This window comes from Stygiolobus azoricus (assembly GCF_009729035.1).
Taxonomy (GTDB): domain Archaea; phylum Thermoproteota; class Thermoprotei_A; order Sulfolobales; family Sulfolobaceae; genus Stygiolobus; species Stygiolobus azoricus.
In genome coordinates this window covers 116,767-134,535 of record NZ_CP045483.1, presented here as the reverse complement: position 1 = coordinate 134,535, position 17,769 = coordinate 116,767, and the positions used below count along the sequence as shown (strand labels likewise).

17 protein-coding genes and 1 pseudogene are annotated in these 17,769 nt (G+C 38.2%); 4 read left to right on the top strand and 14 right to left on the bottom strand.

Annotated elements, in window-relative coordinates:
• Positions 1-36: 36 nt before the first annotated feature.
• Entirely contained in the window at positions 37-429 is a 393-nt protein-coding gene (locus tag D1868_RS00750) for a hypothetical protein (protein WP_156004856.1), read from the bottom strand.
• A 403-nt stretch (positions 430-832) separates the two neighbouring features.
• Positions 833-1,153, bottom strand: coding sequence for a hypothetical protein (locus D1868_RS00745; protein ID WP_156004854.1), 321 nt, complete (start codon positions 1,151-1,153; stop codon positions 833-835).
• A 278-nt stretch (positions 1,154-1,431) separates the two neighbouring features.
• Between D1868_RS00745 and D1868_RS00740 the strand changes: the two genes are divergently transcribed.
• On the top strand, positions 1,432-1,797 hold the full coding sequence (locus D1868_RS00740) for a DUF2203 domain-containing protein (protein WP_156004852.1): 366 nt from the start codon (positions 1,432-1,434) through the stop codon (positions 1,795-1,797).
• Here D1868_RS00740 and D1868_RS00735 read toward each other — a convergent pair.
• The 6 genes from D1868_RS00735 to D1868_RS00710 form a co-directional block, all read right to left on the bottom strand.
• Positions 1,790-2,074, bottom strand: coding sequence for a TIGR00304 family membrane protein (locus tag D1868_RS00735; RefSeq protein ID WP_231112404.1), 285 nt, complete (start codon positions 2,072-2,074; stop codon positions 1,790-1,792). The genes D1868_RS00740 and D1868_RS00735 overlap by 8 nt on opposite strands.
• A 10-nt stretch (positions 2,075-2,084) precedes the next feature.
• Positions 2,085-3,566 carry an ATP-dependent nuclease gene (locus tag D1868_RS00730; protein WP_156004850.1) on the bottom strand — a complete coding sequence of 494 codons (1,482 nt, stop codon included), beginning with the start codon at positions 3,564-3,566 and terminating at the stop codon, positions 2,085-2,087.
• Between the two features lie 112 nt (positions 3,567-3,678).
• Positions 3,679-4,458 carry an SDR family oxidoreductase gene (locus D1868_RS00725; RefSeq protein WP_156007899.1) on the bottom strand — a complete coding sequence of 260 codons (780 nt, stop codon included), beginning with the start codon at positions 4,456-4,458 and terminating at the stop codon, positions 3,679-3,681.
• The gene (gene udg / locus D1868_RS00720) at positions 4,409-5,080 is read right to left on the bottom strand and encodes a type-4 uracil-DNA glycosylase (protein ID WP_420824476.1); all 672 of its coding nucleotides are present in this window, start codon (positions 5,078-5,080) and stop codon (positions 4,409-4,411) included. The genes D1868_RS00725 and udg overlap by 50 nt, the downstream gene beginning before the upstream one ends.
• A gap of 37 nt (positions 5,081-5,117) precedes the next feature.
• A complete protein-coding gene (locus tag D1868_RS00715; protein ID WP_156004846.1) occupies positions 5,118-5,420 on the bottom strand; it encodes a hypothetical protein in 303 nt (100 codons plus the stop codon).
• Positions 5,421-5,572: 152 nt separating this feature from the next.
• A complete protein-coding gene (locus D1868_RS00710) occupies positions 5,573-6,382 on the bottom strand; it encodes a hypothetical protein (RefSeq protein WP_156004845.1) in 810 nt (269 codons plus the stop codon).
• A 73-nt stretch (positions 6,383-6,455) separates the two neighbouring features.
• On the opposite strand from D1868_RS00710, the gene D1868_RS00705 reads away from it, so the two are divergent.
• Positions 6,456-8,804, top strand: a complete 2,349-nt coding sequence (locus tag D1868_RS00705) for a M1 family metallopeptidase (RefSeq protein WP_156004844.1) — start codon at positions 6,456-6,458, stop codon at positions 8,802-8,804.
• Here the strand turns inward: D1868_RS00705 and D1868_RS00700 are convergent.
• From D1868_RS00700 to D1868_RS00685, 4 genes are read right to left on the bottom strand one after another with little or no spacing between them, the layout of a single operon-like run.
• Positions 8,787-9,494, bottom strand: a complete 708-nt coding sequence (locus tag D1868_RS00700; protein WP_156004843.1) for a phospholipase D-like domain-containing protein — start codon at positions 9,492-9,494, stop codon at positions 8,787-8,789. The two genes, D1868_RS00705 and D1868_RS00700, sit on opposite strands and share 18 nt — an antisense overlap.
• Positions 9,495-9,506: 12 nt before the next feature.
• Positions 9,507-12,329 carry a leucine--tRNA ligase gene (gene leuS, locus D1868_RS00695; RefSeq protein WP_156004842.1) on the bottom strand — a complete coding sequence of 941 codons (2,823 nt, stop codon included), beginning with the start codon at positions 12,327-12,329 and terminating at the stop codon, positions 9,507-9,509.
• A gap of 26 nt (positions 12,330-12,355) precedes the next feature.
• Positions 12,356-13,408 carry a radical SAM/SPASM domain-containing protein gene (locus D1868_RS00690; RefSeq protein ID WP_156004841.1) on the bottom strand — a complete coding sequence of 351 codons (1,053 nt, stop codon included), beginning with the start codon at positions 13,406-13,408 and terminating at the stop codon, positions 12,356-12,358.
• Complete coding sequence (locus tag D1868_RS00685) at positions 13,409-14,680, bottom strand: M20/M25/M40 family metallo-hydrolase (RefSeq protein ID WP_156004840.1); 1,272 nt, start codon at positions 14,678-14,680, stop codon at positions 13,409-13,411. It lies immediately after the preceding gene.
• 32 nt (positions 14,681-14,712) lie between these two features.
• On the opposite strand from D1868_RS00685, the gene D1868_RS00680 reads away from it, so the two are divergent.
• Complete coding sequence (locus D1868_RS00680) at positions 14,713-15,033, top strand: hypothetical protein (RefSeq protein WP_156004839.1); 321 nt, start codon at positions 14,713-14,715, stop codon at positions 15,031-15,033.
• Positions 15,034-15,153: 120 nt separating this feature from the next.
• On the opposite strand, the gene D1868_RS00675 is transcribed toward D1868_RS00680, so the two are convergent.
• Entirely contained in the window at positions 15,154-15,807 is a 654-nt protein-coding gene (locus D1868_RS00675) for a hypothetical protein (RefSeq protein WP_156004838.1), read from the bottom strand.
• Positions 15,808-15,894: 87 nt separating this feature from the next.
• Between D1868_RS00675 and D1868_RS00670 the strand changes: the two genes are divergently transcribed.
• Positions 15,895-16,338 carry a helix-turn-helix domain-containing protein gene (locus D1868_RS00670; protein WP_156004837.1) on the top strand — a complete coding sequence of 148 codons (444 nt, stop codon included), beginning with the start codon at positions 15,895-15,897 and terminating at the stop codon, positions 16,336-16,338.
• A gap of 208 nt (positions 16,339-16,546) precedes the next feature.
• On the opposite strand, the pseudogene D1868_RS00665 reads toward D1868_RS00670, so the two are convergent.
• Positions 16,547-17,613: pseudogene (locus D1868_RS00665) on the bottom strand (HoxN/HupN/NixA family nickel/cobalt transporter).
• Positions 17,614-17,769: the final 156 nt, after the last annotated feature.

Genomic DNA, 17,769 nt, shown 5'->3' with positions numbered 1-17,769 from the left:
CAAAGAAGAAGGTATTTAAAAAAAGATTACCTTGTTTTATGCTCTGTCAATTTTCCATAACAATGCACTTACTATAATCAGTAGAACGTCAAGTACCCAACTTATTTCTACGTAAATATTTACCGGAAGAACCTTACCTATAAATAATGCGGGTGCAGTTCTTGTCTCAGTTAATAATGCTAAGTCAATTATATAGAAAATTAGTGTAGGCAGATATAAGCCTCTTATTCCCAACAGGAATATTACTGAAGTAACTATCGCTAGAGCCGAAGTAAAGCCGAAGAATGTACTATATATCTCCGTGGCTGTAAGATACCCTGGGAATGCTACATGAGCCGCTAGAACTAAGTGTACTCCTGCCCATAGAGATGCTCCTAGTAGACCTATCCATCTAGTTACAGTAACAGCTATAGGTGTTCCTCTTTGCATAGTAACTTATTCATCTAATCTTTATATCTATCTTTACCCAATTTTTTGGAAAAAACTTTAAAAATGCTGGATACACGTCAGGATGGGCATTTATAAATAAAGATAGACGATGTAAGTTTAGTTTCACTTCTAGGCGCAGGGTAGTTAATCTTCACAGTGCTATACTGGTATAGAAAAGGTTTTCAGGTTTCTAATTTTGCTCTTCACTCTAAAGGCTAAAGGGTGAAGTCTTCCAATGGGAAATATAATTAGTGCGCATGTCGTAATATTATGAACGTATATGTAAACATTCTGCAATCTTCACGCTCATGTCATTTCTAATACTATATTGTAATTACGATACTGCTTCTGGAGGAGGTAGTAATATAATCTTTATGTTTGATTTTACAAGTAAGGGTTTTAATTATTCCAATTCTTTTAAACTATCCTTAACCTCCTGATATAGTTTTTTAACTTCTTCGTCTTGAATGCCAATCTTTTCAGCTACTTTTAACGTCTCCTTCACTATACTTTTATAGTTATTTGAGCGGAACTCTCCCGCATTTATACTTGCCATACCTAGGGCAAGTGCTAAAACGTCTTTGCCGCTTTTCTCTTGAGCAAAGGCTACTATTGCTTTTATTACATTTTCCCAAATTTTCCCTGCCAAAGAAGAGTCGTTTTCATTCATCATTTTAAGCGATAAAAATAAAGCGTCCCTTATAAACTTCTCCGCTAGTCTCATTAATAATATCCTAATGCTACTAAGGTTAAATACTCATCCAAATCTATATACCGATATATCATATCACAATCACTACTATTTTCTACTCGTGTAACTTTATTAACCTAAGCCAGAGTGTGTAATAGACATTTGTCTATTGATGTAGTATTGTGGAATTACATTATGTCTTTATGGGATAACGCGAGTACATGTGATCGGTTAATCAATTTATAAAGCATCGGTAGGTCCTTTTCGGGTACTAGTAAGTAAATATAAATGATGATTGAGAAACTATATTTGTGGAGTATCCTTATTTCGATCTTAAAAGTGCTCGTGAGCTGTTACCGTGGCTCAGGCAGAAGCTTACTGAGATTAAGAGAGTCAAATACATGGCAGAGGAGAGCCTGATAAAAGGTGATAAGTCTGCAATTTTACAATATACGATACAAATTGACAAGATTGTAAAAGAGATCACAGAGAAGGGGATAATACTGAGAGACCCTGACATAGGTTTGGTCGACTTTCCGGCTGTGATAAATAACAGGCCTGCTTATTTGTGTTGGAAAATGGGTGAGAAAGATATAATGTATTGGCACTATGCTGAGGAGGGGTATAGAGGTAGGAAAAGGATTACTGGGGAAGAAGAAATCTTAAGCCTTACGTAATCGTACTTAATATGATAATCAAAATTATGAATACGAACATTATAACTCCTATTATTAGCGCTAGTTTAGCCATGTCTTTATTACTACCGAAAACTATAGGTATGGGGCCTATGAATACAACTCCACCGTATTCGGTTTTACTTTTCTCCTCTTGCGGATGTTCTTTTCTCTCCTTAGCTTCCCTGAAAATTTCAACTAGAATACCCACTATGATTGTCAATATGCCTAAGAATACTAAGGAAAGCCCTATTGCTAATAGTAACTGTTGACTTATCACAAGATATATTTTAGGTTTCAAAAGATTTAATTTTATTTGCTAAAATTTCCAATTCCTTAGGCATATCAATACCATCATTCATTGTGACTAGCTCCCCTATGCTGTTTCTGAATTTATCGTAATCGAACCCCCTCTTCTTGAATATATTGACCAGCCAACTGTATGTATCACCTTTAGTTAGATCCCTAAGTTCCTTATCGTCAGGATTTATTCCGAACTTTCTTATCACCTCTATTAGTCTGGACTTAGTGTAATAGTTTTCAACTTCCTTCCCTAGAGACACACAGTAATCTTTTAACGATGGATCTACGCGATCACACAAACCCAAGAAGATAGCATTCAGACCTAACAAGTCTTTGAGCCTAGTCCACAAGTGCAATTCTATATCGTTAGTTACTTTGTAAACGGTTATTCCTAACTCGTCGTTAGATATCCCGATTCTTTTAAGCCAGTTCAGAATTACTGAAGGCTCAGCGAGCTCACTTGTTAATATAACGAACTTGCTAAACAATAGGTCACTCATATTAGCTCTTAAAATGCCTAATACAGACTTTAATTGTTCATCAGGTCTTACCATTATTGCTGTTGACACTCCGTTATTTTTCCTCATTATAATATAGGAGTCTACATTCGCACTAACAACATAAGGTGAATGAGTTGTGATAAACACTTGAAACACGTTTTTGTTCGTCCACTCCTTAATCAGCTTCATGATTCTGGACTGCAATGTAGGATACATATTCACTTCTGGCTCTTCCAATAGTAAGATCTTACTTCCGCTTAACCAAAGTATGAAAAGCATTAAGACTACTCTTTGGAAACCACTGGCAGCTAAATCTATGTAGATCGGCAGGTTTTGGATGTTTAAAACTAACTTATTACTGTCCCAAAACTCCACTCCTTTAATCTCGGGGATCGTATCACTAATTAGATTGATGAAGTCGTACCACTTTCTCTTCATGTTTATTGGACTTCTGTTCATCTCTATCATTTTCTTTATCACAGAATCGAAGTAAACCTGATCAAAAATTGGCACATATTCGACGCGTTGGGAGGCAAATGCGAACAAATTTCTAACTGTCTCTAAATTGTCGCTGGTTGGAGGAGAGTTGTTTACGTTTAAGGTGTCTAAAGTCCACTCAACGTATTTATTATTATACTTGATCTTATTGGAGACTTCTACTCTCATCCTCATTGGTTTTCCTATAGCCATTGCTGTCTCATCTTCGTTAAACTCCACTACTCCACCTATGGTGATAGGCTTTGACACGTCGTAATCTTTCCAAAGAAGTACATACTCTCCTTCTCTATCCTCAACACTTCTCTTTTCGAGTCCTGCTCCCATGTTCTTTATGAATAGATATAAAGCTGTCAACAAGTTAGTCTTACCGTATCCGTTATAACCTACTATGATGTTTAATCCTCCTAGTTCCTCAAGTCTTACTGAGGAAAGACTTCGAAAGTTGTTGACGTAAAAGTTGATAACTTTCATACCTAAACCACACTACGATCTAATTTGATGGCATACATATAATCGTTAAACGCCAAATTTTAGGATGTCTCCTATAAAGAGAAAAAAGAGAGTATTATTAGTACTAAGGATTTTAAAGGATACACCTTAGAATTCCTCCATCGACGGGTATAAGGGCACCATTGACATAAGTTGCTAGATTGGACGCAAGGAATAGGACTACGTTTGCCACTTCCTCAGGCTTTCCAATACGCTTTAATGGTACGTCTTTAACGATGTCATTTAGTACATCTTGTTCACTCCTCCCCTCTCTCCTAGCTCTGTCCTTGACTAGTTGGTCTACGCGGTCTGTTAAAGTCCAACCTGGCATTATGCCATTAACTGTGATTCCTTTAGGCCCTAATTCTCTTGACGCGACCCTGATGAGACCGGCTAAAGATAATCTAACTACGTTGGACAAGTCTAAGTTATCAATGGGTTGTTTTAACGTCATTGAGGTTGATAGTATTATACGACCTCCTTCTTTCATTCTTTTCCCTGCCTCTCTAACAGCGACTACCGCACTCATAAGAAGTAGGTTAAACGCATTGAGCCAGTCTTCATTTCCTAATTCAAATAGGTTTCCAGGTTTAGGACTTCCAGTAACATAAGCCAAAACGTCTAGGCCGGACAGTCTCCTATAGCCCTCGTCGATCAATCTCTCTACGTCCTCAGCCTTTGTGAGGTCAGCCTTAATGTAATCAACTTTGCCTAAGGGTTTCAGTTTTTCATAAGCTTTGATCAAGTTGTACTCATCGTGTGAGGAGATAATTACCTCCGCCCCCTCTTCTAAAAACCTCTTTGCAATAGCAAAACCTATACCTTTACTGGACGCCGTGACTATTACTTTCTTCTTCTTTATCCCTAGGTCTATTTTCTCCACCCATAAAATATTCCAGTGTAACCCTTTTTGAGCTTGTTGTGTTAGTCAGAATACTCTTAATCTTTCTGAAGTCATCCTCAAGAGTCTTCCTCAAGTTGGGATTGTAAAGGGCAGCGGCAGGATGATATGTAGGGAAAACCTTGATTATAGTATTATCGTCTTTTTTCCACTCAAATTCTTTACCTCTAACTCTAGTTATAGAACTGAAAGACTTCCCTATGAGAGAGAACAAATAAGAAGTAGAATGCCTACCTAAAGTAACGATCAGTTTAGGTTTTATAATATCGATTTGCAATCTTAGATAAGGACTGCAAGCAATTATTTCCTCTTCTGTAGGATCTCTATTCTGAGGAGGTCTGCATTTCACTATGTTCGTAATGAAAACGTCTTCTCTCTTTAATCCCAAAACCTCTGTGATTAATTTGGTCAGCAATTTACCAGCAGCACCGACGAAGGGTTTACCTTCAATATCCTCATTTTCACCAGGGGCCTCACCTACGAACATTATTTCAGCGTGCGGATTTCCCTCTCCTGGTACAGCATTCTTCCTAGTCTTCCACAAGTCGCATTTTCTACAGTTTCTAACTTGTTCGGCAATCTCCTGTAAATCCACGATAATATACTCTACAATTTAAAATATTTATGTTGATTTACTGTCCTTGTGAGAGAGACTTATACGCGTCTTCAATGATCTTACTCAATTTCTCCTTGGCCTCATTCACACTTTTCCTTAACGCTTCAGTGTCCTTTTTTTCTATCGCATCTTTGATACTGATTGCATAAGTGGACAGCTCCTTGTGGTTTGAATATTTTCTGATAAACTCCTTCAATTCCCTCTCAACCCAAGGGAAAACTGCTTCTTTTCTGTTAGAGAGATGGAGTGAGACTTTTTCCATAGCAGTCCTTGCTAATATTAGATCTTGGATTTCGAGAAACTTTTTTGCTTGCGACACTATCGTTATTAACTTGAAGGAAATAATTAAAATTACCCCACCCTCCACCAGGGTCTGAGGTTTTGACGGACGATGAAGATCCTCAGCCGGGTGGGGGACATTATGATGAGGTCGACATAAACGGAAAGATGAAGAGGGGTCGATAGCCTGAATTAAAGTATTTTATTAGAAGTCACAAGTACTATTCTAGCTCTCGTTTTTTCTAAGAGCTCTTTAACCTCGTTAAGTTCGCTCTCATCAAGATGGATCTCAGGGTCCTCTATAATTATAAGTTCATTCTCAGTGGCTCTTCTCAAAAATGTCCTTAAGGCTAAAATTGATAAGACATTTGGAGGAGCGTTCTGTAATGGAGTCTTATCCATATACACCGAGTTCTCCTCTTGGTTTACGTAGATCTTGTGACCGTTAATTTCGTCACTGAAACCTTGAGGTAGTATCATGGAATTTATGAACTCTGCAGCAATACCGAAAGCCTTTGGGATCCCGGGAGCCTTTTCGTATTGAATAACAAGGAACTTACTGAAAGCCGATAAGTATCCTACTCTTCCAGCGGGTATTATCGAAGGCTTCACTTTCTCTATCTTAGAAAAGTAAAAGGAGTCTACCTCAAATGTGCCCCTTATACCTTGCTCTTTTATTTGAGGCACTTCCTTAAGCTCTACCTCAGCTGATACATTACCTTCGTCAACTTCTCCCTTTATACTTAGTGGGGTTAACTCAACTTCATAAGATGCCTTAAACCAGTTCTTAGCAACGTCTAGATCTGATGCAATTAAATTCAAAAATGTCCTTTCGAATGTTTCTCTCCACCCGTTTATCGGATCTCCCTTTATATAACCGTAAAGTCTAGGTATGTTGTTAATTGTCTTTAGTAGATAGTATGTGAGCCTTCCAGCGTAATACTTACTTTCACCAAATGAAGATATGTAGCTTCTCTTCGAACTAGTATTTACCTCAACCAATTCGCCACCTACTTTTATTCGGACTAACATGAATGAAGATAGATTTTTAGGTATTTATATACAAGTGTGCTTTATGGAAATAAATAAGTACGAAGTATTTTTAGATTTTAACTTTAAAGAGCTAACTTATAAGGGTAACGAGAAGATTTACTGCAAGTTAGCTCAAGGAGAAAAGCTCCCGCTCGATGCTGTAGGTTTAACGATAAAATCTGTCAAGGTTGACGGAAAAAATGTCTCTTTTACTCATGAAAAGGGTAGGGTCTTAATTGACACAAACTATGTGGAAGATGTAGTTGAGGTGGAGTTTGAAGGGAAGGTGAAGGAGAGGGGTCTAGTTGGTATATACAAAGCCCCTTATGATGGCAATTACATAATATCGACTCAGTTTGAATCAAGCCACGCTAGAGAGTTTATACCTTGTGTAGATCACCCTGCATATAAAGCGAGTTTTAAGATTTCTGTGAAAGTTGACAAAGACCTAGACGTTATATCAAACATGCCCGTTGAGAGAGTATATGACGCTGAGAACGGTAAGAAAGTTGTAGAATTTAAAGAGACACCCAGAATGTCAACTTACTTGCTGTACTTAGGAATAGGTAAGTTTGAGGAGATAAGAGATAAACTAGATGATATAGACATCATAGTAGCTACGGTACCAGGTAAGGTAAGCAAGGGTAAGTTTGCACTCGATATAGCTAAGAGGGTAATTGACTTCTACAATAATTATTTCGGGATAAAGTACCAGTTACCAAAAGAACATTTGATAGCAGTACCCGAGTTCGCCTTCGGAGCTATGGAAAATTGGGGTGCGATAACTTTCAGAGAAACAGCACTATTAGCAGACGAGAACTCCTCTTTTGCACAGAAAAGAGGAGTTGCCAGTGTTGTTGCTCATGAACTAGCTCACCAATGGTTCGGGAACTTAGTGACTATGAAGTGGTGGGACGACTTATGGTTGAACGAGAGTTTTGCAACATTTATGAGCTATAAAGCTGTAGACGCATTATTCCCGAACTGGGACTTCTGGGCTAAGTTCTTAACGGATGAGACAAGCGGAGCTATGTTCAGGGACTCCCTCTCCACGACTCATCCCATAGAGACTCATGTTGAGACACCTGAAGAGGCGGAACAGATTTTCGATGATATAAGTTACGGAAAGGGAGCAAGTATACTCAGGATGATGGAGGCTTATATTGGTAAAGAGGCTTTCCAAAAGGGTATTCAGTACTACCTTCAGAAGTATAAGTTCTCAAATGCTACCGGTAGTGATTTCTGGAGTAGCTTAGAGGTAGGTTCGGGACAACCTGTGAGTGAAATAGTAAAGGACTGGATTACAAAAGACGGGTACCCGTTAATTCAAGTTACAGTAGAGGATAAGAGAATTAAACTTACGCAGGAGAGGTTTACCCTAACTAAAGGGACACCCAGAGTTTACACAATACCCATAACTCTTGAAGTTAACGGTAAAAAGTCTACCTTCTTGATGAAGGATCAGAGTGCAACTATTGATATCGGGGAAGACGTAAAATCATTGAAGTTAAACATTGACAGAACCGGTTTTTATCGTGTAATGTATGACGATGTAAGTTTATTCTTCGAGTCCAACCCCAACCATCTGGAGAGATGGGGATTGTTAGATGACTATTATAACATGTTATTGGCTGGAAAAGTTGAATATAAGACATATGAAAATGTAGTGAGGAGTTTAATGAGTGACGATAACTACTTAGTAGTCGATGAGATCAGAGGAGAACTATTCGGGCTGTGGAGTATAAACACGTCTAAATATACGTTGATACACGAGTTCTTAGAGTTGCAGACTCCACATTGGGTGAGTAAAAAAGACGAAAACTCAAGAAGGATTTACGGTAACTTGTTAAGAACATATGCTTACGTAGATAACAAGTTCGCTCTAGGTTTAGCTGTTGCCTTTGAGGGGTACGATAGTCTTGACTCTAACATTAAGGAAGCTGTAGCTACTGCGTATGCAATAGCATACGGTGAAGAGGCATATGATGAATTGTTGAAGAAGTATAGAAGTGAAAAGTTCGATGAAGAGAAAATTAGATTACTAAATGCGATGTTGAGTTTCAGAGAGCCTTATCTCGTAGTAAACACTTTAAGTTTAGGTCTCACCGGTGAAATTAAACGGCAAGATACAGCGAGGATATTACCGGTGGTTGCCAGAAATCCGTACACGAGGTTTGCAGTGTGGAAGTGGCTAGAGACTTACATGGACTATCTTAGAAGCATTTATGAAGGGACAGCAATTCTGGGTAGGTCTCTTAGAGGAGCAATACCTTACTTGGGCGTAAGTGTGAAAGAGGTAGAAGATTATTTCTCAAGTAGGAAGTTTAGTGATATACAAGTAGAAATAGACACCGCACTAGAAATACTCAGAGTTTTAAGAAGGGTTGCTTAATAACCTTACTACGTAGTCTACTTCCTCTTTTTTAATCTTTTCATAGAACGAGACTTTTTCATTTTTTGAGTCATCAGATAAGGGTAGTGAAGTTACGAATCCTTCGTCACCGTTGTATACTAATGTAAAGTACACACTTGGGTTAAGAAAGCACTTAAGGTTCTTTTGTATCTCTTGCCTAATGTTACTAGTCTCTTGTAATCTTTGATCGAGGCTTTGTTGTTGTATTGCTATTGTGGAGTTAAGTTCAGCTATTCTCTTTTGGAACCTCATAACCGCATAAGCAGAAATGATAATTAATATAATGAGTGGAAGAACAGATACATAAACGGAGGTATTTAGCACTTTATAAATCAGGAAGAAGGCTGAAACACCTACTGCTGTTAAAATAGCTGGTGTAATAATTCTGAGTCTCATTAACCTAACTTGTTCTCGCTTATGCTTCTCTCTTTCCTTCATTAGTTCGTTTATTTCGTCCATTCCGTAGGATTTCTTTTTATTTTCAAACCAGCTTGCCCAATCGGGATTACTGGTTATTATTGTAGTATTGATACCCCTCGAAGCTCTATCCAACAGTAAGGATGCAAAATCATAATCGAAGTTAGGAGATATAACGGTTATTTCCTTATCGGCATTTAAAATAACTTGTCTAGCTCTCTCTAGGATTTTTGTTGAAAGTAAAAAATCCAAACTTTTTCACCTTTATATTATCACAATCCCAGGGTTCAAAGGTAACGCTAACTCTTTCTTTCCTTTAATATCTGGACTCAACTGGTCTTTAGCATCGTATATTACTATCTCGGTCAAGTTCAGTTTATTCATGATGAACTTTAGATTTGATACTAACACTTTTTCCTCGTTAAGTTCGTTCTGTAGATATAATTCTCTAACCAGATATGGTAATTCGGACGCTACCTCGTACAATTTCTTTGACATGGAGTCCTCTCCCACCTCACTTATGAAGTCTCTCAACGTTTTTCTTTCTTGTATAGCTCTTATCGCCCTTCTTAGCATCTTCTTTAGCTCTTGATCGCTATTTACATAAATTACTAGCTTTTCAGGTTCCTTATTCATACTGGCGGATAGTTGGTTTACTTTATCGACTAATAACCTTAAATATTCTATTTCTAATAACGAACTTCCATCATATTTTAACTCAGAAGGCTCAGGAAACTTTTGATTGACTACAAAACTATCGTTGAAGTAATGCCATAACTCTTCAGCTATATGTGGGGTGAACGGGGCCATCATCCTTATCCATGTGGATAAAACGCTTAGTAAAATGTCCCTATTGACAATTCCATTAGTTAATTCTACATAGTCTTTTACAGTCTCATACATAGTGTAGTAAACGATAATGTACGCTGACCTTAAATCTAACTTATCTATAGACTCATCTACTTTCTTCACGAAATCAGATACTATTGACGAAAGCCACAAATCTGGTTTCCTGATTTCTTGGGTTGAAGGAGCTTTTAACAAAGCAACAATGTAGTCGTGGATATGTTTAAGTTGGTCTCCTATACTTTTGGCTATCGACGCATTGAACTCAATATCGTCGCCTATGGAAGATGTAGAAGTTAAAGCTAACCTGACCGTATCAACACCGTATTCGCTAATTGCTTTTGATAGAGGGTATATGTTTCCGAAACTTTTGCTCATCTTCTTTCCTCCTACTCTGATAAAGCCGTTAGTGACTATTTGCTTCGGTAGTAAGTTTTCACCGAATATGGCGACATGATGATAGATGTAGTATGCTAAATGGTTCTGAATCAGATCCCTTCCGCTGTGCCTAGAATCTACTGGATACCAGTAAGTGAACTCTTTCCTTATGTCGTTTACTTCAGCTCCTAATTCTGGTTGGCTTCCTCTACCTAACATCACGTAGTCCCAGAACTTATCATCTAGTTTATTTAAGTCTAAATTTTTTATCTTATGAGATATTGTATAGAAAGCAGTATAAATAGTAGAGTCACTGAGACTATCGATTATTTCCTTATCATCCCAAGGTAATCTCACTCCTAGCCCTCTTGACCTAGTAAATGCTCTGGGTTGCATATTGAAGACAACTTTCTCCATTTCTCTTCTAGTGTCTTCAGGTACGAACTTTATTTTTTCCAGGGCTTTCAGGGTTGACGCCTTCCAAATACTATTAGAATAGTTTATGAACCACTGTTCGTCAACTAATTTTACGACTATTTCTGATCCGCATCTACAATATATGGGGCCGTTCGTTATTTCATAAATTGTAAAATGTGAGTCTAAGTTTTTTAACATTTCAACTACAGCTTTTCTAGCTTCCCTCACACTCTTGTTTACTACCCTTTCCTTAACCGCGTCCTTGAGGAAATTGGGAACGTAATCTAGTATATCCTCTCTTATTACACCTTTATGATACTCCGTTCTATAAAGCGTATCTATGTAGTCCTTTAATTCCTGAGGATTTGTCGTCTGTGCTAACGCAAGAACATCTGATGCTGGTATGTCTCCGTAATCATCGGTATAAATCACCGGTATAATCTCAAAACTTTCACCTAGTTCGGTTAGAGCTAAGTAATGGATCGGCTCATGTGCCGGAACGGCCATTACTATACCAGTACCTTGCTTTGGCTCAACATACTTACTCTTTATAATTTTCATGTCTTTGTTGGTTAACGGATTCTTCACTCTGAATGTGAGAAGTTCATTAGGCTTTACTGACCTCTCTACCTCTAACTCTATCTGATATTTTAACTTCTCGTAAGCGTATCTGGATAAAACGACCTTTCTACCTCTCTTCTTATCTACACTTATTACGTACTCCGTATTTGGATTAATTAACAAGGCTATTGCTCCGAAAACAGTTTCAGGTCTTGATGTAGCAGCGGGAAAGAAAAGACCTTCCTCTGACGGAAAGTAAATTACGTCAACGTCTATTATTTCTGGTTCTATGTCTCCTCTAGTGTCATGCATTCCTACGGGGAATTGGTCGTTTGGACAATAGGCTACTGCAGATTTTTCCTTTTTTAAGAATCCCATCTCCATTAGCTTTTTGTACTGCCATTGGACAAACTTCTCGAAATAAGGATCTACTGTGGTAAATTTCCTTCTCCAGTCAACGCTTAAGCCGAGGGTCTTAGCTGTTCTTTCCATGTCCTTTGTAAAGTATTCCGCTAAGTACTGTGGGTCTGAGAACTTCTCAACTTCACTCTCAGGTATTCCGTATATCTTAACGAAAGTTGAGATGATATCTTCATCTTTCCTTCTTACGGCCTCAGCTATGGACAGAATCGGAGTACCAGTATACTGGAACGCAAAGGGGAACAGTACATTATAACCTTTCATCTTCAAGTACCTAGCGTAGATATCTCCAGTGATGTAAGTTCTACCGTGACCTATGTGTAAAGGGCTATTAGTATAAGGAAAGGCTACTGTTATGAATTTCTTAGGCTTTCCCTCTTCAGCGTCTACTTCGTATAATTTGTTTTCCTCCCATGCTTTTTGCCACTTTGACGCTATTTCGTTTAGGAATGTAGAAACACTCACAATAAGAAAAACGATAAAGGAATATATTAAGGTATGACTTCCGTAGAGTCCTCTGTAGGGTCGTATCTCAGATCCTCCAGCCTTATTACTCCTTCCTTTATAAGCTCCTTTATTTCATCAACGCGTGAGAGAACTATCCTTAGATACTCCTTCGTAACATCGTCAACTACCTTAAACCCTTCTTCACCCCAGTACCGTTCATGAATAGTATAGAGACACCTTCCTCCACAATAGTCCTTAAATTCACAGTTCCTACATTCTTTGGGTAATGGTTCTTCGAGTAACTTGAAGGAGTCAAGTGTTCCTAATTCCGCCCACTTCTCTCTGACAGCTATGGGGCAGGATAACACTCTACCGTCAGTTGAGATAGATACACTATCATAGCCAGCACCACAAGCTACACCCCTATATCTCTTGAAGAAATGAGCACTTATCACTCCCAAAAAAGGAACGATCTTTACGATCTTCCCTCTTCTCATCTCACTCATGAAATAGTCTACTAACCTCCTTATTCCGGGTAGGTATGAAGAGTAAGCCCAACGCTCGAAGTCCCACCTCTCGCTCCATATAACGTTCAATTGCCAGTGGACTTTGTCAAAGACACCTAGTGACAACAAGTGCATCACCTCTTCGTAGATGTCGGCATCCTGAGTCACTGCCATCCTAGCTATTGTCTCAACTCCTAATTTTTTGAGATAAGATGCGTGCTTAACTACTATCTTATATACTCCCTTCCCTCTGTGCTTGTCTGTGACTTCTTCCCTCCCGTCTATAGAGAGCAGGGCCACGTTCATTCTTCTCCAGTAAATTTCAGGAAGTAATCTTACGGCTATCCCGTTAGTTTGTATACCCCACCTTTTGGCCCTAACATTATCCATTACCTGAATTATAAACTTAGGATTCATTAACGGTTCTCCACCATAGAATATCACAGTCGCGTTGGGGTCCCTTTCAATGTTTACCTTGAGCTTATTTATATCATACTTAACTCCCCACGGTACAATCTCCTTAGGGAATGAGCCACCACAGTAGTCACATGTGAGGTTGCATTTTCCCGTGGTAAGTACTAACCAGAGCATTTAACGGCTCAACTCCGCTAGTAACTCTTTCATCCACATCATTCCCAGTTTATAATCGTCTACGTATATGTTCTCATTAAAGGAGTGAATATTAGAACCGTAGTTATCTACTCCGACCCCATCAGCTATTTGTTTAATGTTCAAGTGCCTACTGATCATTTCCATAGGCCCGGTACCTGGACTGTTAGGTAACACAATGGGTTCAACACCATACACTCTTTTTGCTGAGTTTATTAAAGCCCTTGCTATCTCACTGTTTATCGACGTTCTGTAAGGTCTTACGGAGCCATACTTTACGATTTCAATCCCGTAAGGAGCTATATACTCTTTCAGTAGTTTCAGAACTTCCTCAGGATCTTGATCTGGGACCAACCTGAAGTCTATCTTAACGAAGGAATAAGAGGGTATTACAGTTTTAGAACCCTCTCCAGTATACCCTCCATAAATCCCTGCTATGTTACATGTTGGTTCCTCTACCAGTCTCAACATTCCTCCCTCCTGAACTTTCTGTTCTATTGCTTGTTCTAGATAGCGCTCGTCTATGTTGAGATACCTCTTCTCTTCCTCTGTTAACTTCTTTACTTTATCGTAAAAGTGAGGGATTAAGACTCTTCCGCTCTCGTCTCTTAATGACCTCAGCACGTAGACTAGATCCCATACTGGATTCTCTGCAATCGGTGCATACATAGAATGGAGGTCTTTAGGAGTCTTTTTTCTCAACTCCACATACAACAAGCCCTTAACTCCTAAGACTATTTGAGGGGCGTTGTTAGGAGCCCTACCTGAACCTTCCCATAGTATGTAGTCAGCCTTAAACTTCTCGTGATAGTCCTTTAGGAAATCCTCCATATTAGGACTTCCGATCTCTTCCTCTCCTTCGTATAGAAATTTAATGTTTATTTTTAGTTTATTCTCTTTCATCAGGTCTATTATAGCTTGTAACCTTGCGAGGAGTGATCCTTTATCGTCACCTACCCCTCTTGCATAGATTTTATTATCTTTAATAACGGGGTTGAACGGGTCTGTGTTCCACTTGTCTAACGGTTCTACCGGTTGGACGTCGTAGTGGTTGTAAATTAGGAGAGTTTTTGAGGCTCCCACGTTTATTTCTCCGTAAACGTAAGGGTTCTTAGATTTATGTTGTATTAACTCTGCCTCGATACCATTTTCTTTCATGTAATCGACGAGAAATCTCGCCCCTTCTTCTCCTTTTCCTTTAGCCGATGTAGTGTCTATCTTGAGGAATTCAAACAAGTCCTTGAGGTAGTCCACAGAATTTAAACTTCTCGGGAGTAAATTAAGTTATGCTTAAGTATGCTGAATACGTCCGCCATGGGCTAGGTGAACCTATAGGAAATGTTAACGTTTATAAGAAAGTAGAGGACGGAAAGGTTATCGCTATCCTTAAAGTTGTCGTGTATAAAAATCAATCATTTGCTATATATGAGACAGATAAGCTCGAGGGAGGCGAGGTCGTTGAAATACTTCCTAACTCTATGACTTCAATAATAAGGATTATAGAGAAATATTACGACCCTAAAGTTGATGATATAACAGTACTAGGAGAGAAAAAATTCGTGGATGACTTCCTGGAAGAATTTAATAAGTTACACCAAAATGAGTGATCTTGGTCTCCCTCGCTGAGATGTGATGTCGGCTAGCGGGAACGAACAATGAGTGGATAAAAAGCGATGAAGAGAAAACTGGGACAACCGAGTGATGAGGAACCATTCATGCGCTGAGCCTTACACGTTGTGTAAGTTAGCTGGGACAACCCATATAATTATATATTCTATTTCGTACCCGTGAATGTCCCATACTGGCAGGAATATTACAGTTCCAGGCTTCACGTTACCGAGAGTAATATTGACCTGGTATTCTCCAAAACCTGATACGTTTTTCAAGAAGGTTACTGAAACGTTCTTAGTGACACCGTAAATATAATATGTGTAAACGGGATCGTTATAGTAAGACATGTTCAAGTAAAGATAAAAGTGTACAGTGGAGTTCGGGGTTGCCTCAATAAGATTAGGTACTACATAGAATACGGTTGAGTACCGAGATTCTACAGAAGCAAAGTCGAATGATGTGTTTATTGGGGCAATTCCATTACTAATTTCAGAAGTATAGTTCTCTATAGACGAGGGGACTTGAACGAGAGTTATATTATTTCTTATTTCCCCTATTATTGCTTGTTCTACTTCAAAATCCGGTTGGCTAACGTTAACGTCGAATACGTAAGGTTTTAGCTCAGTCGTATTTCCCGCATTAGTCTGCACTTGGGAAGGCTTATTGGAGTGAGGAGAAATCATTAGGTAAGTAGTTACATAGATCACCGCAAATGCAATACCCAGCGAAAATAATACCCCTGCGATTGTCGCTACTAATACTTTATTCACGAATGATAGATTGCTTGAAATACTTTATATATCTATTCCAATGTGAACGTTGGAAAAGTTTATTTAACATTAGTAGTAATTGATAATATGCAATTAGATCTGCGACAATCTACGAAGAAAGTCTATTATTATATACTGACGAATAGAAACGGTGTTACCTTGAAACAGATACAAGAAGACTTAGGTTTCTCCTCAGTAAGCGCCGCTAGGTATCACGTGAACAAGCTAAAGAGTGCTGGTCTTATTCAAGAGACTTATGACGGTAAATATGTAGTTAAGAAGGTCATATTGGACGATGATTACGTACTTCTCTTTAACTATGTCTTACCCAAGAGCGTGTTCTTTGCCTCATTCTTCCTTACATCTTTTATCTTATCCCTTTACTTAACTAGATTAGACTCTTTAGGTGCAGAGGTATTCTCCTTAATAATAGTATTTATAGCTGGAATCATTTTCGTGATGGACACTATAAAGAGGTATACTAGATTTCTCAATGAAATGAGAGGAAAGATAAATTTAGAAGAGGAGTAGATAAAGAAGGGAAAAATTGTACCGCCCACCACATCCTATAAAAATTAGATTTTACTTAATGATGTGAATAACATTTATACGAAAACTTTAGAGGGACGAGGAGAAAAACAATAATCCACGTTAAATGCAAATAAATTGTGTGTCTAACGTTGTAAAAGTCTATTTTCGAGTTATCGTTCTATCAGTTTCCACATATTTCTTACCTTGCCTACGTCTCATACCTCTTTATTTTTATGTTATAAAGTAAGATTGACACCCCCCATACGATGGCAAAAGTCAGGATTATCAATATGCCTATATTCCCCCACCAGACATCACCGTTAATTAGTGCAATTACGTCCCAGACACCTCCGGTCAAATTAAACTCAGACTGTACTAAACCTAATAATTCTAAAGTACCGACCAAGTATGCGACAAGAATAGATACCATCGTCATTGTTAAGTTGTACCACACTTTCCTCAAAGGGTTGCCTATGAAAGCCCATTTATAAGCTGTGTTCATGAAAAAGCCGTCTGTAGTGTCGATTAGTGACATACCGACAGTAAATAAGAAGGGGAAAACTAGTAATGTCCAAATCGGGATCTTGGTGAAGACTCCTGCTGTACCTGCACTTATTGCTAATAGGGCGGTCTCTGAAGCTGTATCAAAACCCAAGCCGAATAGGAAACCTATCGGATAAAGGTAATACTGGTTGCTGACAATCCTAAACAAGTTCTTGAAAAACCTGTTCATGAACCCCCTTTTAAGCAAAGCGTCATTCAGCTTATTTTCGTCCAACTCTTTTCTTTTAGCTTTTTTAAATAATTCGTAAATCTCGAATAAAACTAAAAGATTTAGAAAACCTATTATGTAAAGAAAAACTCCACTTATCAACGTGCCTATTATAGAACCTAAATTTTCTAGTTGGGGAATAGAAGACTCTATTAACCTTGTTGAAACCATTAACGCTACAGAGAGAATAATAACTACGGAAGAATGACCAAGAGAGAAAAACAAACCTGTAAACATTGATGGTTTACCTTCTTGAACAAGCTTTCTTGTAGAATTATCTATTGCAGCTAGATGGTCAGCGTCAACTGCATGTCTCAAACCGAATATATATGCAAGGACCCCTAGAGTAAAGAAACTTGCCCCGATCCCTTTTACCTTTACTTCAACGTTGCCCAACTGTTGCGAAATGACTGTTAACCATAAAAAAGTATTATTGTCAGAATAATTTCTATACTATAAAATAATATAATCTTTAAAGTTCTGAGGTCTGAGTTTGTTCTCATCAATATATGGATAGCTTATCCATATTATAAATTTTCCTATCTCTTAGCTTTTATCTTACCACCAACTTTAATAACTCCTATATAGAAAAAATTATTCAAAAATTCGTAGAACTAATAATAGAAATTTTTAGTAAAGTTGATTATCTCTTCATAACG